The 24,764-nt window shown below is 31.6% G+C and carries 24 protein-coding genes; 22 read left to right on the top strand and 2 right to left on the bottom strand.

The features are described 5' to 3' along the window. From HMPREF2658_RS09805 to HMPREF2658_RS09735, 14 genes are all read left to right on the top strand, one after another. Positions 1 to 1,502 (top strand): ABC transporter ATP-binding protein (locus HMPREF2658_RS09805; protein ID WP_070854380.1); only part of this gene is annotated, 1,502 nt, incomplete at its 5' end. A 358-nt stretch (positions 1,503 to 1,860) separates the two neighbouring features. Further along, complete coding sequence (locus HMPREF2658_RS09800) at positions 1,861 to 3,090, top strand: NupC/NupG family nucleoside CNT transporter (protein ID WP_000479280.1); 1,230 nt, start codon at positions 1,861 to 1,863, stop codon at positions 3,088 to 3,090. Positions 3,091 to 3,344: 254 nt separating this feature from the next. Continuing rightward, positions 3,345 to 3,437 carry a hypothetical protein gene (locus HMPREF2658_RS09795; protein ID WP_001788321.1) on the top strand — a complete coding sequence of 31 codons (93 nt, stop codon included), beginning with the start codon at positions 3,345 to 3,347 and terminating at the stop codon, positions 3,435 to 3,437. A gap of 177 nt (positions 3,438 to 3,614) precedes the next feature. Then, the gene (locus tag HMPREF2658_RS09790) at positions 3,615 to 4,448 is read left to right on the top strand and encodes a YitT family protein (protein ID WP_001044668.1); all 834 of its coding nucleotides are present in this window, start codon (positions 3,615 to 3,617) and stop codon (positions 4,446 to 4,448) included. A 283-nt stretch (positions 4,449 to 4,731) separates the two neighbouring features. Then, positions 4,732 to 5,529 (top strand): ABC transporter ATP-binding protein, encoded by a 798-nt coding sequence (locus HMPREF2658_RS09785; RefSeq protein WP_070854378.1) that lies wholly within the window; start codon positions 4,732 to 4,734, stop codon positions 5,527 to 5,529. Between the two features lie 35 nt (positions 5,530 to 5,564). Then, positions 5,565 to 6,569, top strand: coding sequence for a FecCD family ABC transporter permease (locus HMPREF2658_RS09780; protein ID WP_000184741.1), 1,005 nt, complete (start codon positions 5,565 to 5,567; stop codon positions 6,567 to 6,569). Beyond that, entirely contained in the window at positions 6,566 to 7,582 is a 1,017-nt protein-coding gene (locus HMPREF2658_RS09775; protein WP_000625881.1) for a FecCD family ABC transporter permease, read from the top strand. The genes HMPREF2658_RS09780 and HMPREF2658_RS09775 overlap by 4 nt, the downstream gene beginning before the upstream one ends. 233 nt (positions 7,583 to 7,815) lie before the next feature. Further along, the gene (dhaK, locus tag HMPREF2658_RS09770; RefSeq protein ID WP_000976256.1) at positions 7,816 to 8,784 is read left to right on the top strand and encodes a dihydroxyacetone kinase subunit DhaK; all 969 of its coding nucleotides are present in this window, start codon (positions 7,816 to 7,818) and stop codon (positions 8,782 to 8,784) included. 41 nt (positions 8,785 to 8,825) lie between these two features. Next, a complete protein-coding gene (gene dhaL, locus HMPREF2658_RS09765; protein WP_000867203.1) occupies positions 8,826 to 9,410 on the top strand; it encodes a dihydroxyacetone kinase subunit DhaL in 585 nt (194 codons plus the stop codon). Then, entirely contained in the window at positions 9,403 to 9,765 is a 363-nt protein-coding gene (dhaM, locus tag HMPREF2658_RS09760) for a dihydroxyacetone kinase phosphoryl donor subunit DhaM (protein WP_001124171.1), read from the top strand. The genes dhaL and dhaM overlap by 8 nt, the downstream gene beginning before the upstream one ends. Before the next feature lie 115 nt (positions 9,766 to 9,880). Then, positions 9,881 to 10,378, top strand: coding sequence for a hypothetical protein (locus HMPREF2658_RS09755; protein WP_001164085.1), 498 nt, complete (start codon positions 9,881 to 9,883; stop codon positions 10,376 to 10,378). A gap of 456 nt (positions 10,379 to 10,834) precedes the next feature. Further along, positions 10,835 to 11,902: a YkvI family membrane protein gene (locus tag HMPREF2658_RS09750; RefSeq protein WP_000980142.1), complete on the top strand. Its 1,068-nt coding sequence runs from the start codon at positions 10,835 to 10,837 to the stop codon at positions 11,900 to 11,902. A 150-nt stretch (positions 11,903 to 12,052) separates the two neighbouring features. Beyond that, the gene (locus tag HMPREF2658_RS09745) at positions 12,053 to 13,096 is read left to right on the top strand and encodes an alpha/beta hydrolase (protein WP_001030756.1); all 1,044 of its coding nucleotides are present in this window, start codon (positions 12,053 to 12,055) and stop codon (positions 13,094 to 13,096) included. Positions 13,097 to 13,424: 328 nt separating this feature from the next. After that, entirely contained in the window at positions 13,425 to 13,853 is a 429-nt protein-coding gene (locus HMPREF2658_RS09735) for a hypothetical protein (protein WP_000198504.1), read from the top strand. Between the two features lie 210 nt (positions 13,854 to 14,063). Here the strand turns inward: HMPREF2658_RS09735 and HMPREF2658_RS09730 are convergent, their stop codons facing one another. After that, on the bottom strand, positions 14,064 to 14,570 hold the full coding sequence (locus HMPREF2658_RS09730) for a GNAT family N-acetyltransferase (protein ID WP_000940129.1): 507 nt from the start codon (positions 14,568 to 14,570) through the stop codon (positions 14,064 to 14,066). Between the two features lie 112 nt (positions 14,571 to 14,682). On the opposite strand from HMPREF2658_RS09730, the gene graX reads away from it, so the two are divergent. The 7 genes from graX to HMPREF2658_RS09695 all read left to right on the top strand — a co-directional run bounded on the left by graX (position 14,683) and on the right by HMPREF2658_RS09695 (position 22,374). Further along, the gene (graX, locus tag HMPREF2658_RS09725) at positions 14,683 to 15,606 is read left to right on the top strand and encodes an auxiliary protein GraX/ApsX (protein ID WP_070854376.1); all 924 of its coding nucleotides are present in this window, start codon (positions 14,683 to 14,685) and stop codon (positions 15,604 to 15,606) included. A 15-nt stretch (positions 15,607 to 15,621) separates the two neighbouring features. After that, positions 15,622 to 16,296 carry a response regulator transcription factor GraR/ApsR gene (gene graR / locus HMPREF2658_RS09720; protein ID WP_001166504.1) on the top strand — a complete coding sequence of 225 codons (675 nt, stop codon included), beginning with the start codon at positions 15,622 to 15,624 and terminating at the stop codon, positions 16,294 to 16,296. Continuing rightward, complete coding sequence (gene graS / locus HMPREF2658_RS09715; RefSeq protein WP_070854375.1) at positions 16,289 to 17,329, top strand: histidine kinase GraS/ApsS; 1,041 nt, start codon at positions 16,289 to 16,291, stop codon at positions 17,327 to 17,329. Before graR ends, graS begins: the two co-directional genes overlap by 8 nt. 146 nt (positions 17,330 to 17,475) lie before the next feature. Next, positions 17,476 to 18,237 carry an ABC transporter ATP-binding protein VraF gene (vraF, locus tag HMPREF2658_RS09710; RefSeq protein ID WP_000153733.1) on the top strand — a complete coding sequence of 254 codons (762 nt, stop codon included), beginning with the start codon at positions 17,476 to 17,478 and terminating at the stop codon, positions 18,235 to 18,237. Next, positions 18,227 to 20,116: an FtsX-like permease family protein gene (locus tag HMPREF2658_RS09705; RefSeq protein WP_000009403.1), complete on the top strand. Its 1,890-nt coding sequence runs from the start codon at positions 18,227 to 18,229 to the stop codon at positions 20,114 to 20,116. The genes vraF and HMPREF2658_RS09705 overlap by 11 nt, the downstream gene beginning before the upstream one ends. Before the next feature lie 617 nt (positions 20,117 to 20,733). Continuing rightward, the gene (locus HMPREF2658_RS09700) at positions 20,734 to 21,351 is read left to right on the top strand and encodes a DUF47 domain-containing protein (protein WP_000491755.1); all 618 of its coding nucleotides are present in this window, start codon (positions 20,734 to 20,736) and stop codon (positions 21,349 to 21,351) included. A 15-nt stretch (positions 21,352 to 21,366) separates the two neighbouring features. Beyond that, the gene (locus tag HMPREF2658_RS09695; protein WP_000120368.1) at positions 21,367 to 22,374 is read left to right on the top strand and encodes an inorganic phosphate transporter; all 1,008 of its coding nucleotides are present in this window, start codon (positions 21,367 to 21,369) and stop codon (positions 22,372 to 22,374) included. 585 nt (positions 22,375 to 22,959) lie between these two features. Here HMPREF2658_RS09695 and HMPREF2658_RS09690 read toward each other — a convergent pair. Further along, on the bottom strand, positions 22,960 to 23,757 hold the full coding sequence (locus tag HMPREF2658_RS09690) for a LysM peptidoglycan-binding domain-containing protein (RefSeq protein WP_000731644.1): 798 nt from the start codon (positions 23,755 to 23,757) through the stop codon (positions 22,960 to 22,962). A gap of 360 nt (positions 23,758 to 24,117) precedes the next feature. Between HMPREF2658_RS09690 and HMPREF2658_RS09685 the strand changes: the two genes are divergently transcribed. Further along, positions 24,118 to 24,762, top strand: coding sequence for a Bax inhibitor-1/YccA family protein (locus HMPREF2658_RS09685; RefSeq protein WP_000081596.1), 645 nt, complete (start codon positions 24,118 to 24,120; stop codon positions 24,760 to 24,762). The last annotated feature ends 2 nt before the right edge of the window (positions 24,763 to 24,764 follow it).

Below are 24,764 nucleotides of genomic sequence, written 5' to 3'. Positions count from 1 at the left end.
GTTTATATTTATTAAGTAAAATTGGTGAAAAAATTATTTATGCGATACGCTCAGTTTTATGGGAGCATATCATACAATTAAAAATGCCATTCTTTGATAAAAATGAAAGTGGTCAATTAATGAGTCGATTAACTGACGATACGAAAGTGATAAATGAATTTATTTCACAAAAGCTACCTAACTTATTACCATCAATCGTTACATTAGTTGGGTCACTAATCATGTTATTTATTTTAGATTGGAAAATGACATTATTAACATTTATAACGATACCGATATTTGTTTTAATTATGATTCCTCTAGGACGTATTATGCAAAAGATATCGACAAGTACACAATCTGAAATTGCAAACTTTAGTGGTTTGTTAGGGCGTGTCCTAACTGAAATGCGTCTTGTTAAAATATCAAATACAGAGCGACTTGAATTAGATAATGCACATAAAAATTTGAATGAAATATATAAATTAGGTTTAAAACAGGCTAAAATTGCGGCAGTTGTACAACCAATTTCAGGTATTGTTATGTTGCTAACAATTGCAATTATTTTAGGTTTTGGTGCATTAGAAATTGCGACTGGTGCAATCACTGCAGGTACATTAATTGCAATGATATTTTATGTTATTCAATTATCGATGCCTTTAATCAATCTTTCAACGTTAGTTACAGATTATAAAAAGGCAGTCGGTGCAAGTAGTAGAATATACGAAATCATGCAAGAACCTATTGAACCGACAGAAGCTCTTGAAGATTCTGAAAATGTATTAATTGATGACGGTGTGTTGTCATTTGAACATGTAGACTTTAAATATGATGTGAAGAAAATATTAGATGATGTGTCGTTCCAAATCCCACAAGGTCAAGTGAGTGCTTTTGTAGGTCCTTCTGGATCTGGTAAAAGTACGATATTTAATCTGATAGAACGTATGTATGAAATTGAGTCAGGTGATATTAAATATGGCCTTGAAAGTGTCTATGATATCCCGTTATCTAAGTGGCGACGCAAAATTGGATATGTTATGCAATCAAATTCGATGATGAGTGGTACAATTAGAGACAATATTTTATACGGAATTAATCGTCATGTTTCAGATGAAGAACTTATTAATTATGCTAAATTAGCGAACTGTCATGATTTTATCATGCAATTTGATGAAGGGTATGACACGCTTGTAGGTGAACGAGGATTGAAACTGTCTGGCGGTCAACGTCAACGTATTGATATTGCTAGAAGTTTTGTTAAAAATCCTGATATTTTGTTACTTGATGAAGCAACAGCTAATCTCGATAGTGAAAGTGAATTGAAAATTCAAGAAGCTTTAGAAACATTGATGGAAGGTAGAACAACGATTGTCATTGCGCATCGTTTGTCTACAATTAAAAAAGCCGGTCAAATTATATTCTTAGACAAAGGACAGGTAACAGGTAAAGGTACGCATTCAGAACTGATGGCATCACATGCGAAGTATAAAAACTTTGTAGTGTCTCAAAAATTAACAGATTAATTTTATATATATAAGTAAGCTTGGAGCAAATACAGATATACCATCGAGAAAATTTAAGTGTGGCACATTGATGGATATAGATGTTAATAAAATGCTTCAAGCTTTTGTCTATTTTAAATCATGTGAGAAGTTACGACATAATAATTCTTAAATTAATGAAATCGATATTTTAAGAAAAAAATGCTCATGGTATAATACAAGTTATAAGCAAACATACATATATTAAATACTGTAGCCACGAGTCATAATTCTTCATATTTTACATAGCAATTTAACTGATTTTAGAGTCCACGGTACAGAAGTTTGATATTTCAATGTTTCTAAATTTTTAAAAAATTAAATCATAGGTGGGTGCCAAATGTTTTTATTAATCAACATTATTGGTCTAATTGTATTTCTTGGTATTGCGGTATTATTTTCAAGAGATCGCAAAAATATCCAATGGCAATCAATTGGGATCTTAGTTGTTTTAAACCTGTTTTTAGCATGGTTCTTTATTTATTTTGATTGGGGTCAAAAAGCAGTAAGAGGAGCAGCCAATGGTATCGCTTGGGTAGTTCAGTCAGCGCATGCTGGTACAGGTTTTGCATTTGCAAGTTTGACAAATGTTAAAATGATGGATATGGCTGTTGCAGCCTTATTCCCAATTTTATTAATAGTGCCATTATTTGATATCTTAATGTACTTTAATATTTTACCGAAAATTATTGGAGGTATTGGTTGGTTACTAGCTAAAGTAACAAGACAACCTAAATTCGAGTCATTCTTTGGGATAGAAATGATGTTTTTAGGAAATACTGAAGCATTAGCCGTATCAAGTGAGCAACTAAAACGTATGAATGAAATGCGTGTATTAACAATCGCAATGATGTCAATGAGCTCTGTATCGGGAGCTATTGTAGGTGCGTATGTACAAATGGTACCAGGAGAACTGGTACTAACGGCAATTCCACTAAATATCGTTAACGCGATTATTGTGTCATGCTTGTTGAATCCAGTAAGTGTTGAAGAGAAAGAAGATATTATTTACAGTCTTAAAAACAATGAAGTTGAACGTCAACCATTCTTCTCATTCCTTGGAGATTCTGTATTAGCAGCAGGTAAATTAGTATTAATCATCATCGCATTTGTTATTAGTTTTGTAGCATTAGCTGATCTATTTGATCGTTTTATCAATTTGATTACAGGATTGATAGCAGGATGGATGGGCATAAAAGGTAGTTTCGGTTTAAACCAAATTTTAGGTGTGTTTATGTATCCGTTTGCGCTATTACTCGGTTTACCTTATGATGAAGCGTGGTTGGTAGCACAACAAATGGCTAAGAAAATTGTTACAAACGAATTTGTTGTTATGGGTGAAATTTCTAAAGATATCGCATCTTATACACCACACCATCGTGCGGTTATTACAACATTCTTAATTTCATTTGCAAACTTCTCAACGATTGGTATGATTATCGGTACATTGAAAGGAATTGTTGATAAAAAGACATCAGACTTTGTATCTAAATATGTGCCTATGATGCTATTATCAGGTATCCTAGTTTCATTATTAACAGCAGCTTTCGTTGGTTTATTTGCATGGTAATATGTCGAAGAGTGACTACGATAATACATTTTAACTAAAAAAGATGTCCAGGCATGTCGTCTATTGATATAGGTGAGATGCTTGGACTTTTTTATTATTGATATAAAGATATTTAAATATTTTTAAAGTTACCGAAATTGATGCAATATAAAAACCAAGTGCACATGGTAATACACTTGGCTTTTATGGGAAATGAATATTATTGTACATATGACAGTAAGGACTAGGTACAGTCATAGTACTTCGAGCAAAATTTGTTTTGTTATTATAAACAACACAAAGGAGATAACTTCTCTATTGAAGAAGTTAAAAACATTATAGCAGACAATGAAATGAAAGTAAATTAAAAATTCAGAATATTTTTAATTATTATATTGTGAGTGATATTTATTAGGGAAAGCTATTCTTCATATAAATTAGTTAAATAGTAAATCTTTGTTAGGACTATTTCCATAGAGTTGTGACAGTATTTTTGTTGTGCTACTATTTTTATAGTCTAATAAATATATAAAGGGGATGGTTTCGTGAATAAAACGGTTAAAGATTTAATACTAGTTGTCTTAGGTTCATTTATCTTTGCTGCAGGTGTAAATGCATTTATTATTTCTGGTAACTTAGGTGAAGGCGGGGTTACAGGTTTAGCAATTATTTTATATTATGCGTTTCATATTTCACCAGCCATCACTAACTTCTTGGTCAACGCAGTATTGATTGTCATAGGTTATAAATTTTTGAGTAAGAGAAGTATGTACTTAACTATTCTTGTAACAATTCTTATTTCAATATTTTTGAGTTTAACAGAATCATGGCAAGTAGAAACTGGAAACAGCATTGTGAATGCCATTTTTGGTGGTGTAAGCGTTGGACTAGGAATCGGAGTAATTATTCTTGCAGGCGGTACAACAGCAGGTACAACAATTTTAGCGAGAATTGCAACGAAATACCTCGATGTAAGCACGCCATATGCTTTGCTTTTCTTCGATATGATCGTTGTTGCAATTTCACTTACAGTTATTCCACTTGATAAAGTTTTAGTAACAGTAATATCACTTTATATAGGAACAAAAGTGATGGAATATGTCATAGAAGGTTTAAACACTAAAAAAGCTATGACGATTATCTCAACTAATCCCGACAAACTTGCCAAAGCAATAGACGAGCAAATTGGAAGAGGTTTAACCATTTTAAACGGACATGGCTATTATACACGTGAAGAAAAAGATGTCTTATACGTTGTTATTTCTAAAACACAAGTTTCAAAAGCAAAGCGATTAATTAAACAAATCGATAAAGATGCATTCCTCGTAATTCATGATGTAAGAGATGTCTATGGTAATGGTTTTCTTGCAGATGAATAAATAAATGGTAAGAGCACACACATACTTAAATAGAAGTCCACGGACAAGTTTTTGAATTATGAAGACTTATCTGTGGACGTTTTTTATTTTATAAAAGTAATATACAAGACATGACAAATCGAACTATCCAATTTAAAAAGTAATGTTAGTCAATAAGATTGAAAAATGTTATAATGATGTTCATGATAATCATTATCAATTGGGATGCCTTTGAAAATTGATAATTTAAAAATAGAAATTATTTTTTATAAACAGAAAGAATTTTATTGAAAGTAGGGAAATTATGAATCGTTTGCATGGACAACAAGTTAAAATTGGTTACGGGGATAACACGATTATAAATAAATTAGATGTTGAAATACCAGATGGCAAAGTGACGTCAATCATTGGTCCTAACGGCTGCGGGAAATCTACTTTGCTAAAGGCATTGTCACGTTTATTGGCAGTTAAAGAAGGCGAAGTATTTTTAGATGGTGAAAATATTCATACACAATCTACAAAAGAGATTGCAAAAAAAATAGCTATTTTACCTCAATCACCTGAAGTAGCAGATGGCTTAACTGTTGGAGAATTAGTTTCATATGGTCGTTTTCCACATCAAAAAGGATTTGGTAGATTAACTGCTGAGGATAAGAAAGAAATTGATTGGGCAATGGAAGTTACAGGAACTGATACATTCCGACACCGTTCAATCAATGATTTAAGTGGTGGTCAAAGACAACGTGTTTGGATTGCAATGGCATTAGCACAAAGAGCTGATATTATCTTTTTAGACGAACCAACCACATATTTAGATATCTGTCATCAATTAGAAATACTAGAATTAGTTCAGAAGCTAAATCAGGAACAAGGTTGTACAATTGTCATGGTTCTTCATGATATCAACCAAGCGATTCGTTTCTCAGATCATCTTATTGCGATGAAAGAAGGCGATATCATCGCTACAGGTTCAACAGAAGACGTATTAACACAGGAAATATTAGAAAAAGTTTTTAATATTGATGTTGTTTTAAGTAAAGATCCTAAAACTGGAAAACCTTTACTGGTAACTTATGACTTATGTCGCAGGGCTTATTCTTAATTAAGTAAGTTAATATGATAAAAAGGACAATTAACATGACAAATAGAGAGAATCCAACGCCATTGAAGTTTTTATCCTATATTATAGGTTTAAGTATGATACTACTAATCACACTATTTATTTCTACATTAATAGGTGACGCCAAAATTCAAGCCTCTACAATTATAGAGGCTATTTTTAATTATAATCCTAGCAATCAACAGCAAAACATCATCAATGAGATTAGGATTCCGAGAAATATAGCAGCAGTAATTGTGGGTATGGCGCTTGCAGTTTCTGGTGCGATTATACAAGGTGTCACTCGTAATGGTCTTGCTGATCCGGCGCTCATAGGTTTAAATTCAGGTGCTTCATTTGCTTTAGCATTAACATATGCAGTTTTACCAAACACTTCATTTTTAATATTGATGTTTGCTGGATTTTTAGGTGCTATTCTAGGAGGTGCTATTGTATTAATGATAGGCCGATCTAGGCGTGATGGATTTAATCCGATGCGTATTATTTTAGCGGGTGCAGCAGTAAGTGCTATGTTAACAGCGCTAAGTCAAGGTATTGCATTAGCTTTTAGACTAAATCAAACAGTAACATTTTGGACTGCTGGAGGCGTTTCAGGCACAACCTGGTCACACCTTAAGTGGGCAATTCCATTAATTGGTATTGCGTTATTCATTATATTAACAATTAGTAAACAACTTACCATTTTAAATCTTGGTGAATCATTAGCTAAAGGTTTAGGTCAAAATGTAACAATGATCAGAGGCATATGTTTAATTATTGCTATGATTCTAGCAGGTATAGCAGTTGCTATCGCTGGACAAGTTGCATTTGTAGGTTTGATGGTACCTCATATAGCAAGATTTTTAATTGGAACTGATTATGCTAAAATTCTACCATTAACAGCCTTGTTAGGTGGGATACTCGTGCTTGTTGCCGATGTGATAGCACGATATTTAGGAGAAGCGCCTGTTGGCGCAATCATTTCATTTATCGGTGTTCCTTACTTTTTATATTTAGTTAAAAAAGGAGGACGCTCAATATGATTAGTTCAAATAATAAACGCAGACAATTGATAGCACTGGCTGTTTTTAGCATTCTACTATTTCTAGGTTGTACTTGGAGTATTACCTCAGGTGAATACAACATACCTGTAGAAAGATTTTTCAAAACTTTAATTGGACAAGGTGATGCCATTGATGAGTTAATCTTATTAGATTTCAGGTTACCTCGGATGATGATTACTATTTTGGCTGGCGCAGCGCTTAGTATTAGTGGTGCAATAGTGCAAAGTGTCACGAAAAATCCAATAGCTGAACCAGGTATATTAGGTATTAACGCAGGCGGCGGATTTGCAATCGCATTATTTATTTCAGTTGGTAAAATTAATGCTGACAACTTTGTTTATGTACTGCCGTTAATAAGTATACTAGGTGGTATCACCGCTGCATTGATTATTTTTATTTTCAGTTTTAATAAAAATGAAGGTGTTACACCTGCGAGTATGGTATTAATAGGTGTAGGTTTACAAACAGCATTATATGGTGGCTCAATTACAATTATGTCAAAATTTGATGATAAGCAATCTGATTTCATCGCTGCTTGGTTTGCAGGTAATATTTGGGGTGACGAATGGCCATTTGTCATTGCATTTTTACCGTGGGTGTTGATTATTATTCCTTACTTACTATTTAAATCGAATACACTAAATATTATTCATACGGGTGATAATATTGCACGAGGTCTAGGTGTAAGGTTAAGCAGAGAACGTTTAATATTATTCTTTATCGCAGTGATGTTATCATCTGCTGCTGTAGCAGTAGCAGGTTCAATTTCGTTTATCGGATTAATGGGCCCGCATATTGCCAAACGTATCGTTGGACCACGTCACCAGTTGTTTTTACCAATTGCCATTTTAGTAGGGGCATGTTTACTTGTTATAGCTGATACAATTGGCAAAATTGTATTGCAACCGGGTGGTGTTCCAGCAGGTATTGTCGTAGCAATTATTGGTGCACCGTATTTCTTATATTTAATGTACAAAACGAAAAACGTATAGCGTCAAAGGACACAACTTATTGCTATGAAAAGCACTTTATTATAAGGCTTTTCATAGCATTTTTTATTTAATGAGTCACTCAAGACTATTTACATTTTCAATAATGAACCATTAAGTTATCAAGACTGTCTTATCATAAATATATTTGATAACGGTATCAGGTTAACCCTTTATGATAGCGCATTCATTTATTCTGTTTTATACTATGACTGATAATACCAAGGAGGTACAACATGATGAAAAAGTTAATCAATAAAAAAGAAACATTTTTAACTGATATGCTTGATGGATTGTTAATTGCGCACCCAGAGTTAGATCTGATTGCTAATACAGTTATTGTAAAAAAAGATAAGAAAGAACATGGTGTAGCAATAGTCTCTGGAGGTGGAAGCGGACATGAACCTGCGCATGCCGGTTTTGTTGCAGAAGGTATGCTAGATGCAGCGGTTTGTGGCGAGGTATTTACTTCACCTACACCAGATAAAATATTAGAAGCTATTAAAGCAGTAGATACTGGTGATGGTGTATTACTAGTTGTGAAAAACTATGCAGGTGACGTGATGAATTTTGAAATGGCACAAGAGCTTGCAGAAATGGAAGGTATAAATGTTGAAACAGTTATTGTTCGTGACGACATTGCTGTGACAAATGAAGCACAACGTCGTGGTGTTGCAGGAACGGTGTTTGTTCATAAGCTTGCCGGTTATCTTGCTGAAAAAGGTTATTCATTAACAGAGATTAAATCGCGTGTAGAAGCGTTGTTACCTGAAATTAAAAGTATTGGTATGGCAATTGAGCCACCGCTTGTTCCAACTACTGGAAAATATGGCTTTGATATTGAAGACGACAAAATGGAAATCGGTATTGGTATACATGGTGAAAAAGGTATTCATAGAGAAGAAGTAAAGGATATTGATCATATAGTTGGAACATTGTTAGACGAATTGTATAAAGAAGTTACTGCCAATGATGTCATATTAATGGTAAATGGTATGGGTGGTACGCCGTTATCTGAATTAAATATCGTAACTAAATATATTCAACAAAATTTGGCTGCAAGAGCGGTTAATGTTGCTAAATGGTTTGTTGGTGATTATATGACATCTTTAGACATGCAAGGTTTTTCTATAACTATCGTGCCTAATAAACCAGAATATCTGGAAGCATTTTTAGCACCAACAACAAGTCAATACTTTAAATAAGCAGTGAATATGAATAAATATACATTTATGAGGTGGCACAAATGAAAGTGAATGATATGAAAGCACGTTTATTAAATTTAGAAGAAACGTTTAAAAAACATGAATCTGAATTAACTGAATTAGATCGAGCTATTGGTGATGGTGACCACGGGGTTAACATGGTTCGTGGGTTTAGTAGTCTTAAAGACAAACTTGATGATAGCTCAATGCAATCATTGTTCAAATCGACTGGTATGGCATTGATGTCAAATGTTGGCGGTGCATCAGGACCACTGTATGGCTTTAGCTTTGTTAAAATGTCTGCAGTTACTAAAGATGATATGGATAATCAAGATTTCATTACACTAATTCAAGCATTTGCCGAAGCGGTTGAATCACGTGGGAAAGTTACTTTAAATGAAAAGACAATGTATGATGTAGTAGCACGAGCAGCAGAGAAGCTTAAAAATGGTGAAACTTTAACATTTAATGATTTACAGCAATTAGCAGATAATACAAAAGATATGGTAGCAACGAAAGGTAGAGCTGCATATTTTGGAGAAGAATCAAAAGGTTATATAGATCCAGGTGCTCAAAGTATGGTTTATATTTTAAACGCTTTGATTGGAGATGAAGATAATGCCTAAAATTATACTTGTTAGCCACAGTAAAGAAATTGCAAGTGGTACAAAATCTTTGTTAAAGCAAATGGCTGGTGACGTTGATATTATACCAATCGGGGGATTACCAGATGGTTCAATTGGAACTTCATTTGATATCATCCAAGAAGTTTTGACTAAATTAGAGGATGATGCATTGTGTTTTTACGATATTGGATCTTCAGAAATGAATGTAGATATGGCAATTGAAATGTATGAAGGTAATCATCGTGTGTTAAAAGTTGATGCACCAATTGTTGAAGGCAGTTTTATCGCAGCAGTAAAGCTGTCAATCGGCGGTTCAATTGATGATGCATTAGCAGAAATCAAACAATCATTTTAGTTAAAATTTACTAATAATGAAAAATGTAAACCTTTTTCAAATGAAACTTTATAAAAAATATGATAGTATATATGTAAATGTTTAATAAAATCTGGAGAAATAGGAGGACATTGCCATGCAACACCTTATAAAAAAACATGTATTGAATGGCGAGTTTGATTTAGTACGACAATTGATGTCCGAAACAGATTTTATGGAATTTGAAGAAGCATATATTTCAAGTGCGCATGAAGTAGAAAGTATGATGTTTTATACATGTATTTTAGATATGATTAAGTACGAAGAATCATCTGAAATGCATGACTTAGCATTTTTATTGCTTGTGTATCCACTAAGTGAATATGAAGGTGCTTTGGATTCTGCTTATTATCATGCAGACGCTTCCATAAAACTTACTGACGGCAAAGAAGTTAAAAGTTTGTTACAAATGTTATTATTGCATGCGATACCAACACCTGTTATTTCAGATAAGAAGGCTTTTGATATCGCCAAGCAAATTTTAAAATTAGATCCTAATAATAATGTTGCTCGTAACGTCTTAAAAGACACTGCCAAACGTATGGACAACGTTGTTGTTGATATAAATGAATTACACCAACGTAATGCACGTTAATTTCATTTCAATTATATTAGCTTAATAATAGTTTTAACATTTGGTTGGGTTGGGACATATGTTCCAGCCTTTTTTAATACTTAAAAACTATCGAAGTAAACTTGTATGCACAAATGGTTTTTATACAAGATTTTATAAATTTATACATTTTAATTTAGAACATGCGATAGATGGTTTAAACCTTGTTAACTGAGAGATTTTGATATGTATTCTTCGAAATTCAACTAAATATACGAAATTCAAGAAGCACAATAATTAATCATTTTTCCTATATAAAAGTTCGTATGACTGCATTATAAAAGCATGAATTTATAATTTTTTTAAATGTCATTGAACGTGATAATGTGAATGGATTGAGCAATTTTGAAAAAGTGAAAAATAACCTATGCGACTTGCAATTAATTTTCAGTACGTTATAATGCACACTGTGCAAAATTAAGGAGGTCTATTATTCACATGATGATGAATAAAGAAGCAACAAAAATTGGATTTGCCTACGTCGGCATTGTAGTGGGCGCAGGATTTTCAACAGGACAAGAAGTTATGCAATTTTTCACTAAATATGGCTTGTGGGCTTATTTAGGTGTGATTATATCTGGTTTTATTTTAGCTTTTATTGGGCGCCAAGTAGCAAAAATTGGTACTGCCTTTGAAGCGACAAACCATGAATCAACATTACAATACGTATTCGGTGAAAAGTTTAGTAAAGTCTTTGATTATATTTTAATCTTCTTCTTATTTGGTATAGCTGTAACCATGATAGCTGGTGCAGGCGCAACATTTGAAGAAAGTTATAACATACCTACATGGCTAGGTGCATTAATTATGACATTAGCAATTTATGTAACATTGCTATTAGACTTTAATAAAATAGTACGTGCCCTTGGTGTCGTTACACCATTTTTAATTGTTTTAGTTGTATTAATCGCTGGCGTTTATTTATTTAAAGGTCATGTTTCATTAGCAGAAGTTAACCAAGTAGTGCCTGAAGCAAGTATCTGGAAGGGAATCTGGTTTGGTACAATATATGGTGGATTAGCTTTTTCTGTAGGTTTTAGTACCATCGTAGCAATCGGTGGGGATACTGAAAAACGTACAGTGTCAGGTGCAGGCGCGATGTATGGTGGTATTATCTATACTGTATTACTAGCATTGATCAACTTTGCTTTACAAAGTGAATATCCTACAATTAAAAATGCATCAATTCCAACATTAACATTAGCCAATAATATTCATCCGTTAATAGCAACCGTGTTATCTGTTATTATGCTGGCGGTTATGTATAATACTATTCTAGGACTAATGTATTCATTTGCAGCACGTTTTACAGAACCATACAGTAAAAATTATCATATCTTTATTATTATAATGATGGTGGCAGGTTATTTATTAAGTTTCGTAGGATTTGCTGAATTAATTAATAAGTTATATACAATTATGGGATATGTAGGCTTATTTATTGTAGTAGCTGTAATTATTAAATATTTCAAACGTAAAAATGCGGATAAAAAACATATTGCTTAATATCATATGATGGATATCCGAAACTTTACAATTGAATCACTTTGTTTTAATCTTAAAAGCAATTCGTCTCTACTCTTATCGGGCGAATTGCTTTTTATATTTATTCAGTCTATTAATATGAGCGTCTAACAAATAGAGAGGTACGATGTAATGAATAAAGATAATAAATGGACGATGATAACTGCGTTTTTTATAGCTGTAATCAGTGTATTGTTAGCATTTCATCTGAAACAACATTATGACCAAATTACAAATGAGAAACATGCTAATAAAGACAAAATTAATATAAAAAATAAAAATGTGCGCATTTATCAAAACCTTACATACAATAGAGTTTTCCCTAACAGTAAATTAGATATTATTACACCTGTTGATATGTCTTCTAATGCCAAACTGCCAGTTATTTTTTGGATGCACGGTGGTGGTTATATTGCGGGTGATAAGCAGTATAAAAACCCATTATTGGCGAAAATTGCTGAACAAGGGTACATTGTTGTGAATGTAAATTATGCATTGGCGCCACAATATAAATATCCCACACCATTAATTCAAATGAATCAAGCGACTCAATTCATTAAAGAAAATAAAATGAATTTACCTATTGATTTTAATCAAGTAATTATTGGCGGTGATTCTGCAGGTGCTCAATTAGCAAGCCAATTTACTGCAATACAGACAAACAATCTATTAAGAGAAGCCATGAAATTTGATCAGTCATTCAAACCATCGCAAATTAAAGGTGCTATACTATTTGGTGGTTTTTATAATATGCAAACAGTTAGAGAAACTGAGTTTCCAAGAATACAGTTATTTATGAAAAGTTATACTGGCGAAGAAGATTGGGAAAAGAGCTTTAAAAATATTTCACAAATGTCGACAGTAAAACAATCGACAAAAAATTATCCACCAACATTTTTATCTGTTGGAGATAGTGATCCATTCGAAAGTCAAAATATAGAATTCAGTAAGAAATTACAAGAATTGAATGTACCAGTAGATACTTTGTTTTATGATGGTACGCATCATTTGCATCATCAGTATCAATTTCACCTTAATAAACCTGAATCGATAGATAATATCAAAAAAGTGTTACTTTTCTTAAGTCGTAATACATCTTCTAGTGGTATTCAAACTGAAGAGAAACCACAAATAGAAAATCCGAGTAATGAATTACCGTTAAATCCATTAAACTAATGATAAACAGTAGTAATTTATTACTTAAGCAACATTTAAGATCTTCAAATTGAAAACGAATAATTTAAAACATGTGGGGCTAATGTGTAAGTATCTGAGATATAATAAATAGTTAGCAGTCCTTTATCATTTCTGTCCCACTCTATTATAATGTGACATTTATTTTGCTTACCAATTTGTTTTGGAACTGAAAATAACTTTTTACAACTAAATAGTCGAAAAACTGTGTGTACATGATATAATAAATTTATAAATTGTAAAGAATTCAAAAGAAAAATTAAAATATAGATTGAGCACGAAGTGATTTGAAATAAGGTTGTGAAAGGGAATGACAAGGTCTGCATTAAAACCATTTAAAAATAAACGCGTTATGGTTACTGGACGTATACAACGTGTTTTGTTTAAAAATTATTTAGATAGACATAGCACATTTAAGCCGAATGTAAGGATATTATTAAAAGATGTATTTGTTTCAGGTGTATCAATAGATCATTTATGGTTATATGAGACAAATAAATACTATGCATTGGCAATGGAACTTATTCATCAACGAGTAAAATTTAGTGCGAATGTTGTACCGTATTACAAAATAAATAGAAATAATAATTTATTCGTACAAGATTATGGAATTAAGCGTAAAGGTAGGTTAATTACTGAAGAAGCTTATAATCAAAACAATCAGTATCAGGATAAAATATATGAAAAATTACCGGATATAGATTTTAGACTCGAAGATTTTTATAGTAAGGAAAACTAAAAAACATATATATAAAGCACCACTAATCGTAGTTGATAGTTAATCAATTACACATTAGTGGTGTTTTATTTTGAATTTAAATTTGATAAATGAATAAGAGTATACGCATTCATTTAAGATTAGATGACATTGATAAGTATGAGTAATGTATTAGGTAACCATTAAATTCGTTGTTATACGATTCTAATACAAGATTATGATAAAATAGCTTTAATTAAGAATTTTAGCCATCATATAGTCATCATAATATTTACCATCGATAAATAACTTATCTTTTAAAACGCCTTCGATTTGAAAATCGGCACTTTTAAAAAGCTCGAGGGCAGGTTGGTTATTGAGTGGTACATTTGCTTCAATTCGGTGTATTTGATTGTTTAAACACCAAGCCATAATGGCATCAAGAAGTGCTTGGCCAATTCCACGATGTTGATATAATTTCTTTACACCTAAATCAATTTTAGCAACATGTTTAATGCGTTGAAATGGTGTCGTATTAACAAAGGCAAAGCCAACGAGTTGTTCATCACTTTCAGCAACAAAGATGACTTTATGTGGAGAAGTGATATATTCTTCTAATTGTTTACTAGCCGATGTGACGCTAGGATCATATTCTCCTGGTGTGTAGAACATATACGGAGATTCGTCGTATATTTTCGCTAACATTGAAATGAAATTTTCTACATCTTTGATACTAACTCTACGTATAATATGGGCCATAAAAAGCCTCCAGTATTTTGAAATTTTAAAACATTTGCTACTATTATAATATATATTTAACCAAAAGGTAGAGTAATATGTTTTTTGGTTACAGTTTAAAGGAGTATTTTAGATGAAACCTAAAGTTTTATTAGCAGGTGGAACAGGGTATATTGGTAAGTATTTAAGTGAAGTGATTGAAAATGATGCTGAACTTTTTGCTATATCAAAATATCCAGACAATAAAAAAACAGATGATGTTGAAATGACTTGGATTCAGTGTGATATATTTCATTACGAACAGGTTGTTGCCGCAATGAATCAAATAGATATTGCTGTATTCTTTATCGATCCAACAAAGAATTCTGCCAAAATAACACAATCATCAGCAAGAGATTTAACATTAATCGCAGCAGATAATTTTGGTCGAGCAGCGGCTATCAATCAAGTAAAAAAAGTAATCTACATACCTGGGAGTCGTTATGATAATGAAACAATTGAACGCCTAGGTGCATATGGTACAACTGTAGAAACAACAAATTTAGTTTTTAAACGTTCTTTAGTTAATGTAGAATTACAAGTTTCAAAGTATGATGATGTTAGATTAACGATGAAGGTAGTTTTACCAAAGGGATGGACATTAAAGAACGTTGTAAACCATTTTATTGCATGGATGGGTTACACTAAAGGAACTTTTGTGAAAACAGAAAAATCACATGATCAATTTAAGATATATATTAAGAATAAGGTGCGACCACTCGCAGTATTTAAAATAGTAGAAACAGCTGATGGAATAATAACTTTAATATTATTGAGTGGAAGTTTAGTGAAAAAATATACAGTTAATCAAGGGAAGTTAGAATTTAGATTAATCAAAGAGTCGGCAGTCGTTTATATACATCTATACGATTATATCCCTCGATTATTTTGGCCGATTTATTACTTTATACAAGCACCAATGCAAAAAATGATGATTCATGGCTTTGAAGTTGACTGCCGGATTAAAGATTTTCAAAGTCGATTAAAATCAGGAGAAAATATGAAATATACTAAATGATATTGGGTGATATGGATGCAAATACTACTAGTAGAAGATGACAATACTTTGTTTCAAGAATTGAAAAAAGAATTAGAACAATGGGATTTTAATGTTGCTGGTATTGAAGATTTCGGCAAAGTAATGGATACATTTGAAAGTTTTAATCCTGAAATTGTTATATTGGATGTTCAATTACCTAAATATGATGGGTTTTATTGGTGCAGAAAAATGAGAGAAGTTTCCAACGTACCAATATTATTTTTATCATCTCGTGATAATCCAATGGATCAAGTGATGAGTATGGAACTTGGCGCAGATGATTATATGCAAAAGCCTTTTTATACAAATGTATTAATTGCTAAATTACAAGCGATTTATCGCCGAGTGTATGAATTTACTGCTGAAGAAAAACGTACATTGACTTGGCAAGATGCTGTCGTTGATCTATCAAAAGATAGTATACAAAAAGGTGATCAGACGATTTTTCTATCCAAAACAGAAATGATTATATTAGAAATTCTTATTACTAAAAAAAATCAAATCGTTTCTAGAGATACAATTATTACTGCGCTATGGGATGATGAAGCATTTGTCAGTGATAACACATTAACAGTTAATGTGAACCGATTACGTAAGAAACTATCTGAAATAGGGATGGACAGCGCAGTTGAAACAAAAGTAGGAAAAGGATATATGGCACATGAATAATTTGAAATGGGTAGTTTATTTTCTGAAATCAAGAAAGAATTGGATATTTTGGATACTGTTTTTAAATATTCTTATGTTAGGCATTAGTCTTATTGACTATGACTTTCCAATCGATAGTTTGTTTTATATTGTTTCTTTAAATTTAAGCTTAACACTGATTTTTCTTATATTGACTTTTTTTAAAGAAGTAAAATTATATAGACATTTTGAAAAAGATAAAGAAATCGAAGAAATTAAGCATAAAGATTTAGCGGAAACGCCATTTCAACGTCATACAGTTGATTATTTATATCGTCAAATTTTAGCGCATAAAGATAAAGTGGTCGACCAACAGTTGCAATTAAACATGCATGAACAAACCATCACAGAATTTGTGCACGACATCAAAACACCAGTGACTGCTATGAAATTGTTAATTGACCAAGAAGAGAATCAAGAAAGAAAACAAGCGCTATTATTTGAATGGTCACGTATTAACTCAATGTTAGATACGCAATTGTATATTACGAGATTAGAGTCGCAACGTAAAGATATGTTTTTTGATTATGTCTCGTTGAAGCACATGGTTATTGATGAAATTCAATTAACAAGGCATATAAGTCAAGTTAAAGGTATCGGATTCGATATTGATTTTAAAGTGGATAATCATGTGTACACGGATATAAAATGGTGTCGTATGATTATTAGACAGATTTTATCAAATGCTTTGAAATATAGTGAGAATTATAATGTTGATATTTCAACGGAATTAATTGATCAACATGTTGCGTTAATCATCAAGGATCACGGAAGAGGTATTAGTAAAAAAGATATGCCTCGAATATTTGAACGTGGGTTTACGTCAACGGCTAACAGAAATGAAACGACATCATCCGGCATGGGTCTATACTTAGTGGATAGTGTGAAAGATCAATTAGGAATACAATTACAAGTCACTTCGACTATTGGAAAAGGAACAACGGTTAAATTGATCTTCCCATTACAAAATGAAATTGTTGAGCGCATGTCAGAAGTGACAAATCTGTCATTTTAAACATGCGTTTTGTTACTTAGAATTGATACATCATGACCACTTCAACGATATAATCAAATAGATGTTAATTAAATACAAAATTGAAGGTAAGCGTGCCAAATTGAATATAAAGGAAATGAAGTTAAGATAAATATAGGAGTGTTAAAGTGACAATATTAGAAGTAAAACAATTAACAAAAATATATGGCAATAAGAAAATGGCACAAGAAGTTCTGCGAGATATCAATATGTCTGTTGAAGAAGGTGAATTTATTGCCATTATGGGACCTTCAGGATCTGGTAAAACGACCTTATTAAATGTTTTGAGTTCAATTGATTATATTTCGCAAGGTTCTATCACACTAAAAGGACACAAACTTGAAAAGCTATCAAACAAAGCATTATCTGATATTCGAAAGCATGATATTGGTTTTATTTTTCAAGAATATAATTTACTTCATACATTAACTGTTAAAGAAAATATCATGTTACCATTAACGGTTCAGAAATTAGATAAGGACACAATGTTAGATCGTTATGAAAAAGTGGCAGAAGCATTAAATATATTAGACATCAGTGATAAATATCCATCCGAATTGTCTGGTGGTCAAAGACAACGAACATCAGCTGCCAGAGCATTTATAACATTGCCTTCTATAATATTTGCCGATGAACCTACAGGTGCACTCGATTCGAAAAGTACACAAGATTTATTAAAGCGATTAATGAAAATGAATGAAGAGATTAAGACGACAATTATTATGGTGACACATGATCCGGTTGCAGCTAGCTATGCAAATCGAGTAGTGATGCTTAAAGATGGGCAAATATTCACGGAGTTATATCAAGGTGATGATGACAAACATACTTTCTTTAAAGAAATCATACGTGTACAAAGTGTTTTAGGTGGCATTAATTATGAGTTTTAATGAGATTATATTTAAAAATTTCCGCCAAAATTTATCACATTATGCCATTTATCTTTTTTCGCTAATTACAAGTGTAGTTTTGTTTTTTAGCTTCGTAGCACTAAAATATACGCATAGCATTAACATAACTGAGACATATCCCATTATTAAAGAAGGATCGCAAGTAGGTAGTTACTTTCTATTTTTTATCATTGTTGCCTTTTTGCTATATGCCAATGTACTATTTCTTAAACGTCGTAGTTCTGAACTTGCATTATATCAAACATTAGGTTTATCCAAATTCAACATTATATATATATTGATGTTTGAACAATTATTAATATTTTCAATAACAGCTATATTGGGCATTACGATTGGTATCTTTGGTTCTAAAATTTTATTAATGATAGTGTTTACTTTATTAGGTATCAAAGAAAAGGTTCCAATTATTTTCAGCTTTAGAGCAGTTTTTGAGACGCTATTATTAATTGGCGTTGCTTATTTCCTAACTGCAGCTCAAAATCTTATCTTAGTATTGAAACAATCTATTTCAGAACTATCAAAGCATAATCAGGCTAAGCAAATGAATCATAATAAAATTACATTTGAAGAAGTTATACTAGGAATTCTAGGTATTATTTTAATCATCAGTGGGTATTACTACTCTTTACGCATTGTACATTACTATGATGCAATTGGCGTCCTTATGTTTATATTGTTTGCGACAGTAATTGGGGCGTATTTATTTTTTAAAAGTTCAGTATCCCTGGTATTTAAAATTATTAAAAGGTTTAAAAAAGGTGTAATAAGTGTAAATGATGTCATGTTTTCTTCATCTATTATGTATCGTATTCAGAAAAATGCATTTTCACTTACTGTTATGGCAATTATTTCAGCTATTACTTTATCAGTACTTTGTTTTGCTGCTATCAGTAGAGCAACTTTATCAAGTGAAATTAAGTACACGTCACCTCATGATGTTACGATTAAAGATCAACAGAAGGCGAATCAGTTAGCAAGTGAATTGAACAACCAAAAAATTCCTCATTTTTATAATTATAAAGAAGTGATTCATACAAAACTTTATAAGGATGACTTATTTGATATAAAAGCAAAAGAACCATATAACGTAACAATTACTAGTGACAAATATATTCCTAATACGGATTTGAAACGTGGTCAGGCTGATTTATTTGTGGCGGAAGGTGCTATTAAAGATTTAGTGAAGCATAAGAAACATGGTAAGGCAGTGATAGGAACGAAAAAACACCATGTTGATATTAAATTGCGTAAAGATATCAATAAAATTTACTTTATGACTGATGTTGACTTAGGTGGACCGACGTTTGTGTTAAACGATCAAGATTATCAAGAGATAAGAAAGTATACTAAGCCAAAACACATTGTTTCTCAATTTGGATTTGATTTAAAACATAAAAAAGATATGTTAGCATTGGAAAAAGCAACAAATAAAGTTGACAAATCTATTGAAACAAGAAGTGAAGCCATAAGTTCGATATCGAGTTTAACGGGCATATTGTTATTTGTAACCTCATTTTTAGGAATTAGTTTCCTAATTGCCGTATGTTGTATCATATACATTAAACAAATAGATGAAACTGAAGACGAGTTAGAAAATTATAGTATTCTTAGAAAACTTGGATTTACACAAAAAGATATGTCAAAAGGATTAAAATTTAAAATTGCGTTTAATTTTGGGTTACCATTAGTCATTGCACTTTCACATGCATACTTTACATCATTAGCATATATGAAATTGATGGGGACAACGAATCAAATACCGATATTTATAGTAATGGGACTATATATTTGTATGTATGCCATTTTTGCAATAACAGCTTATAATCATTCTAAGCGTACAATCAGACATTCAATTTAATATATATATATAGCGGCTTTCAGTAGAGTAGTGGATTCGGATTCACGAACTATACTGGAAGCTTTTATTTTTGGATAGTTATAGATCCGGGCACGACAGTTTTAATGTATATGTTTCAACTTTGTAAATTGTATTAAATGTGAGAAAATAGAGCTATAGGTATTGAAAGAAATATGAATTAAGAATAGTTAGAAGAAAGATAAGTGTGTTTTAATATGTAAAAGTTATGTAATAAATATTGCATCGTTGTTTAATTTCCAACTATGTCCAATTACAATTATTAGAGTTTTGTAGATAACAAATTGCCTATATATCAAGTTTTTCAAAACAAATGTCTACCACTATTTAAATTTTATGTAAAAGTTAAGTTTCGGAATTGTTAAAAATTTGTAAATTGAATTGTGGGATTGTAAATTTTGTGCTATTTTCATATAAGGGCAAATACAGTAAATTGTTTACTGTGAGGCATTTTTGAAATTAATATCAGTACACTAAAAATATACTGACGATTGATAATAACAAATTTGTATCATTAGTTTGTAAATTCACTTGTCTTAATTTGAAACAAATTATAACTGAATGTGATTGGTGACAATCGCTTAAATGGAGGATTTTAAATGTTTAGTAAGAAAAAAGATAAGTTTATGGTTCAATTAGAAGAGATGGTTTTTAACCTAGATCGTGCAGCTATTGAATTCGGTAAAATGGATTTCAATACACATCTAGATTTAAAAGCATACTCAGACAACATTAAAACTTATGAGTCACATGGTGACGAATTAGTACATCAAGTAATTACTGATTTAAATCAAACATTTATCACACCAATTGAACGTGAAGATATTTTATCATTATGTGATGCAATTGATGATGTTTTAGATGCAATTGAAGAAACGGCAGCTATGTTTGAAATGTATTCAATCGAATACACAGATGAATATATGGCTGAGTTTGTTGATAACATTCAAAAAGCAGTTGCAGAAATGAAACTTGCTGTCGGCTTATTAGTTGATAAAAAATTATCACATATGCGTATTCATTCAATTAATATTAAAGAATTTGAAACAAACTGTGATGGTATTTTAAGACAGTCAATTAAACATATTTTCAATAGCGAAACAGATCCAATCACTTTAATTAAAATAAAAGATATTTATGAAAGCATGGAAGAAATTGCTGATAAATGTCAAATCGTAGCAAATAATTTTGAAACTATTATTATGAAAAATAGCTAAGGGGAGTATATATTTATGTCATATATAATCATCGTCACTATAGCTGTAGTTATTTTCTCGCTGATATTTGACTTTATCAATGGATTCCATGATACAGCCAATGCAGTAGCTACTGCTGTATCTACTAGAGCGTTAACGCCTAAAACGGCAATTTTAATGGCAGCAGTGATGAACTTTATAGGTGCTTTAACATTTACGGGCGTTGCAGGCACCATTACTAAAGACATTGTCGATCCATTTAAATTGGAAAATGGATTAGTTGTTGTGTTAGCTGCAATACTTGCGGCTATTATTTGGAATTTAGCTACTTGGTTTTACGGAATTCCAAGTTCGTCTTCACATGCACTTATAGGTTCAATTGCGGGTGCAGCAATCGCATCTGAAGGCTCATTTGGCGTATTACATTACCAAGGTTTCACAAAAATTATTATTGTATTAATCGTGTCACCGATTATCGCATTTTGTGTTGGTTTCTTGATGTATTCAATTTTTAAAGTTATCTTTAAAAATGCAAATTTAACAAGAGCGAATCGTAACTTTAGATTTTTCCAAATTTTCACAGCAGCGTTACAATCATTCTCTCACGGTACCAATGATGCACAAAAATCAATGGGTATTATTACGTTGGCATTGATTGTTGCTAATGTACAGAATGATGGCAGCGTTGAACCACAGTTATGGGTAAAATTTGCCTGTGCAACAGCAATGGGGCTTGGTACTGCAATTGGTGGCTGGAAAATTATCAAAACTGTAGGTGGTAATATTATGAAAATACGTCCAGCAAATGGTGCTGCGGCCGATTTATCATCTGCATTAACAATTTTTGTTGCATCATCGCTACATTTCCCATTATCAACAACTCACGTTGTGTCATCATCAATCTTAGGTGTTGGTGCTTCTAACCGAGCTAAAGGTGTAAAATGGAGTACTGCGCAACGAATGATCATTACATGGGTGATCACATTACCTATTTCAGCATTGTTAGCAGGTTTACTATTCTATATACTTAACTTATTTTTCTAATTGAAAATAAAACTAAACTGAACTTCAGTATCACAAAGATATGGTGGTATTGAAGTTCAGTTTTTTATGTAAATAGATAACATATTTTATAGAGTTTACATAGAATGACCAAGACAAAGCATTTTAATTTGTGGCTAAGTTATAAATGTATTCCATGGAACATAAACAGTTAGGTCATTAAAATATAAGTAAGCGTAAAATAATGATTTAATAGTTTATATTCTTCAATGGATGAATAATTAAATAGCTATCAACTTGTTTAATTAACCTAAATTGTATTGGACTTTATTTAATATAAATTTGTATATGTAGACGAAAAAGCGTAAAATACTGGTATAACAAATTAAATCATTATATAGTCAACTTAGTTGCATTATTTTGATTTTTAATATATTATGCATTTAATTTAATTAAATAGGTAGGTCATAATTTTTACCTAACTACCATTCATACAAAATATAAATAAGTATGATAGGGAAAGGTGAGATAATTTTTTGTACCAAAATGAAATTTTTTTTCAGAAATAAAAAACTAGCAATATCACATGATGTGAATTGCTAGTATATATCAGTACAATTTATTTAATTAATGGATGAATGCATAGCTAGAAACTTCTGAAGCTGGAATTGTACGGTAGTTCATATTGTATGGACCATATGTGTAATTCATTTCAGAAATCAAGATACTACCATCACCATTGACACGTTCAACATAAGCAACATGACCATATGGACCAGGTGTGCTTTGCATGATTGAACCAACTGATGGTGTGTTGTTTACTTGGTAACCATCATTAGCTGCGTTACCAGCCCAATACTTAGCGTCTGACCAATATGTGCTAATTGGACTACCAGCTTGAGCACGACGATCAAATACGTACCATGTACATTGACCAGCAGTGTATAAATTTTGGTGATTAAAAGATGATGCATTGCCATTGCTACCTGTTGTAGCTGTTGGTGTTGTACCACCTGATCCACCATTAGGAATTTGTAATGTTTGGTTAGGCATAATTAAATAACCACGTAAGTTATTGGCTGCCATTAATTGATCAACTGAAACACCATATCTGCTAGCAATGATATTTAAAGATTCACCAGCTTGTACAGTATGAGATGATGCTGAGCCAGCTTGTGGAGAAGTGTTTGATGTATTTTGTGCATCACTTCCACCTACTGAGATAACTTGACCAGGGAATACCAAGTTGTTATCTAATTGGTTATTTTGTTTAATACTCTCTACTGAAGTGTTGTATTTTTGAGCAATACTCCATAATGATTCACCAGATTGTACTGTATGTTGTGTAGATGCTTGTGCATCATGATGCGTTAGAAATGCAGCTGCACCAGATGTTGCTGTTATTGCAAATGCTAATTTTTTCAAAGGGACTCCTCCTTAAAATTAAGATTTACTACTTTTAAAAATTATTAAGACAATTTATATAGTAAATTAAGTTTTCGTTTTATATTACGCTTTCCATATTATCAAAAATAAGTAGCTTTGTGTGGTTTGTTATTATCTTGTAATATTATTAACATTTTAGGATATCGGTTCATATTTTTATAAATGCTGATTTGATAGTGTATAAAAGCGTTTTAGTGATTTTAACTAATTATAAAAAATTATATTTTGTAACATTGTAAAATGTAAAATTACTATACTTGTTAAAGGTTATTTCTTTTGATGAAGCAAAATTTACTGTAAAATTTGACGCATAAAACGACAGTAGAAGGAGGAATTATTTTGTCGCAAAATACAAATCATTCATATTTTCAGCAAAACCAGCATGCTCAATCAATAAGTAAAGTGTGGCTTTATTTTATGTATTACTGGATTATCTTTGGCATAGGATGCTATCTAGGTCAGTTTTTACCATTAAGTTGGCGACAACCCTTGTCATTTGGATTACTGATTATTATTTTAGCAACACTTGTTTTTGAAAGAGCGAGACGGTTCGGTTTAATTATTTCACATATTTACGCTGTAGTAATTGGCTTATTGTCATACGCAACGTTTACCACGTATTTACAAAATTTAGGACCTGATATTTTCTATAAAAATATCGCATTAGCAATTTTTGCATTTATAGCATTTGGTATTATTGGTTATTTCTTCGTTGGAGATGCATCGAGTATAGGCAAGTATTTATTCGTTACATTAATAACATTAATTATTGCGAGTCTAATTGGTATTTTTCTTCAAAATCCTATTTTTTATACTATTATTACCGTCGTTAGTTTATTGTTATTTCTACTTTATACTTTGTATGATTTTAATCGTTTAAAAAGAGGTGACTATTCACCAAGAGAAATGGGATTTAATCTATTTATTAATTTGTTGAATATTATTAAGGATATACTTTATCTTGCTAATATGTTCAGAAGATAAAC

It is taken from the genome of Staphylococcus sp. HMSC062H10, from assembly GCF_001836945.1.
Taxonomy (GTDB): domain Bacteria; phylum Bacillota; class Bacilli; order Staphylococcales; family Staphylococcaceae; genus Staphylococcus; species Staphylococcus aureus.
Note: the sequence above shows the minus strand (reverse complement) of the source record. Positions and strands in the feature narration are given on the sequence as shown.

Bases quoted from the DNA above. Each gene is read 5' to 3' on its own strand.
- dhaK (WP_000976256.1), top strand. From the start codon at position 7,816: ATGATGAAAAAGTTAATCAATAAAAAAGAAACATTTTTAACTGATATG.
- HMPREF2658_RS09735 (WP_000198504.1), top strand. From the start codon at position 13,425: ATGACAAGGTCTGCATTAAAACCATTTAAAAATAAACGCGTTATGGTT.
- HMPREF2658_RS09695 (WP_000120368.1), top strand. From the start codon at position 21,367: ATGTCATATATAATCATCGTCACTATAGCTGTAGTTATTTTCTCGCTG.
- HMPREF2658_RS09745 (WP_001030756.1), top strand. From the start codon at position 12,053: ATGAATAAAGATAATAAATGGACGATGATAACTGCGTTTTTTATAGCT.
- HMPREF2658_RS09755 (WP_001164085.1), top strand. From the start codon at position 9,881: ATGCAACACCTTATAAAAAAACATGTATTGAATGGCGAGTTTGATTTA.
- dhaM (WP_001124171.1), top strand. From the start codon at position 9,403: ATGCCTAAAATTATACTTGTTAGCCACAGTAAAGAAATTGCAAGTGGT.
- HMPREF2658_RS09785 (WP_070854378.1), top strand. From the start codon at position 4,732: ATGAATCGTTTGCATGGACAACAAGTTAAAATTGGTTACGGGGATAAC.
- HMPREF2658_RS09730 (WP_000940129.1), bottom strand. From the start codon at position 14,570: ATGGCCCATATTATACGTAGAGTTAGTATCAAAGATGTAGAAAATTTC.
- dhaL (WP_000867203.1), top strand. From the start codon at position 8,826: ATGAAAGTGAATGATATGAAAGCACGTTTATTAAATTTAGAAGAAACG.
- graX (WP_070854376.1), top strand. From the start codon at position 14,683: ATGAAACCTAAAGTTTTATTAGCAGGTGGAACAGGGTATATTGGTAAG.
- HMPREF2658_RS09775 (WP_000625881.1), top strand. From the start codon at position 6,566: ATGATTAGTTCAAATAATAAACGCAGACAATTGATAGCACTGGCTGTT.
- graR (WP_001166504.1), top strand. From the start codon at position 15,622: ATGCAAATACTACTAGTAGAAGATGACAATACTTTGTTTCAAGAATTG.
- HMPREF2658_RS09700 (WP_000491755.1), top strand. From the start codon at position 20,734: ATGTTTAGTAAGAAAAAAGATAAGTTTATGGTTCAATTAGAAGAGATG.
- HMPREF2658_RS09750 (WP_000980142.1), top strand. From the start codon at position 10,835: ATGATGATGAATAAAGAAGCAACAAAAATTGGATTTGCCTACGTCGGC.
- graS (WP_070854375.1), top strand. From the start codon at position 16,289: ATGAATAATTTGAAATGGGTAGTTTATTTTCTGAAATCAAGAAAGAAT.
- HMPREF2658_RS09705 (WP_000009403.1), top strand. From the start codon at position 18,227: ATGAGTTTTAATGAGATTATATTTAAAAATTTCCGCCAAAATTTATCA.
- HMPREF2658_RS09800 (WP_000479280.1), top strand. From the start codon at position 1,861: ATGTTTTTATTAATCAACATTATTGGTCTAATTGTATTTCTTGGTATT.
- HMPREF2658_RS09780 (WP_000184741.1), top strand. From the start codon at position 5,565: ATGACAAATAGAGAGAATCCAACGCCATTGAAGTTTTTATCCTATATT.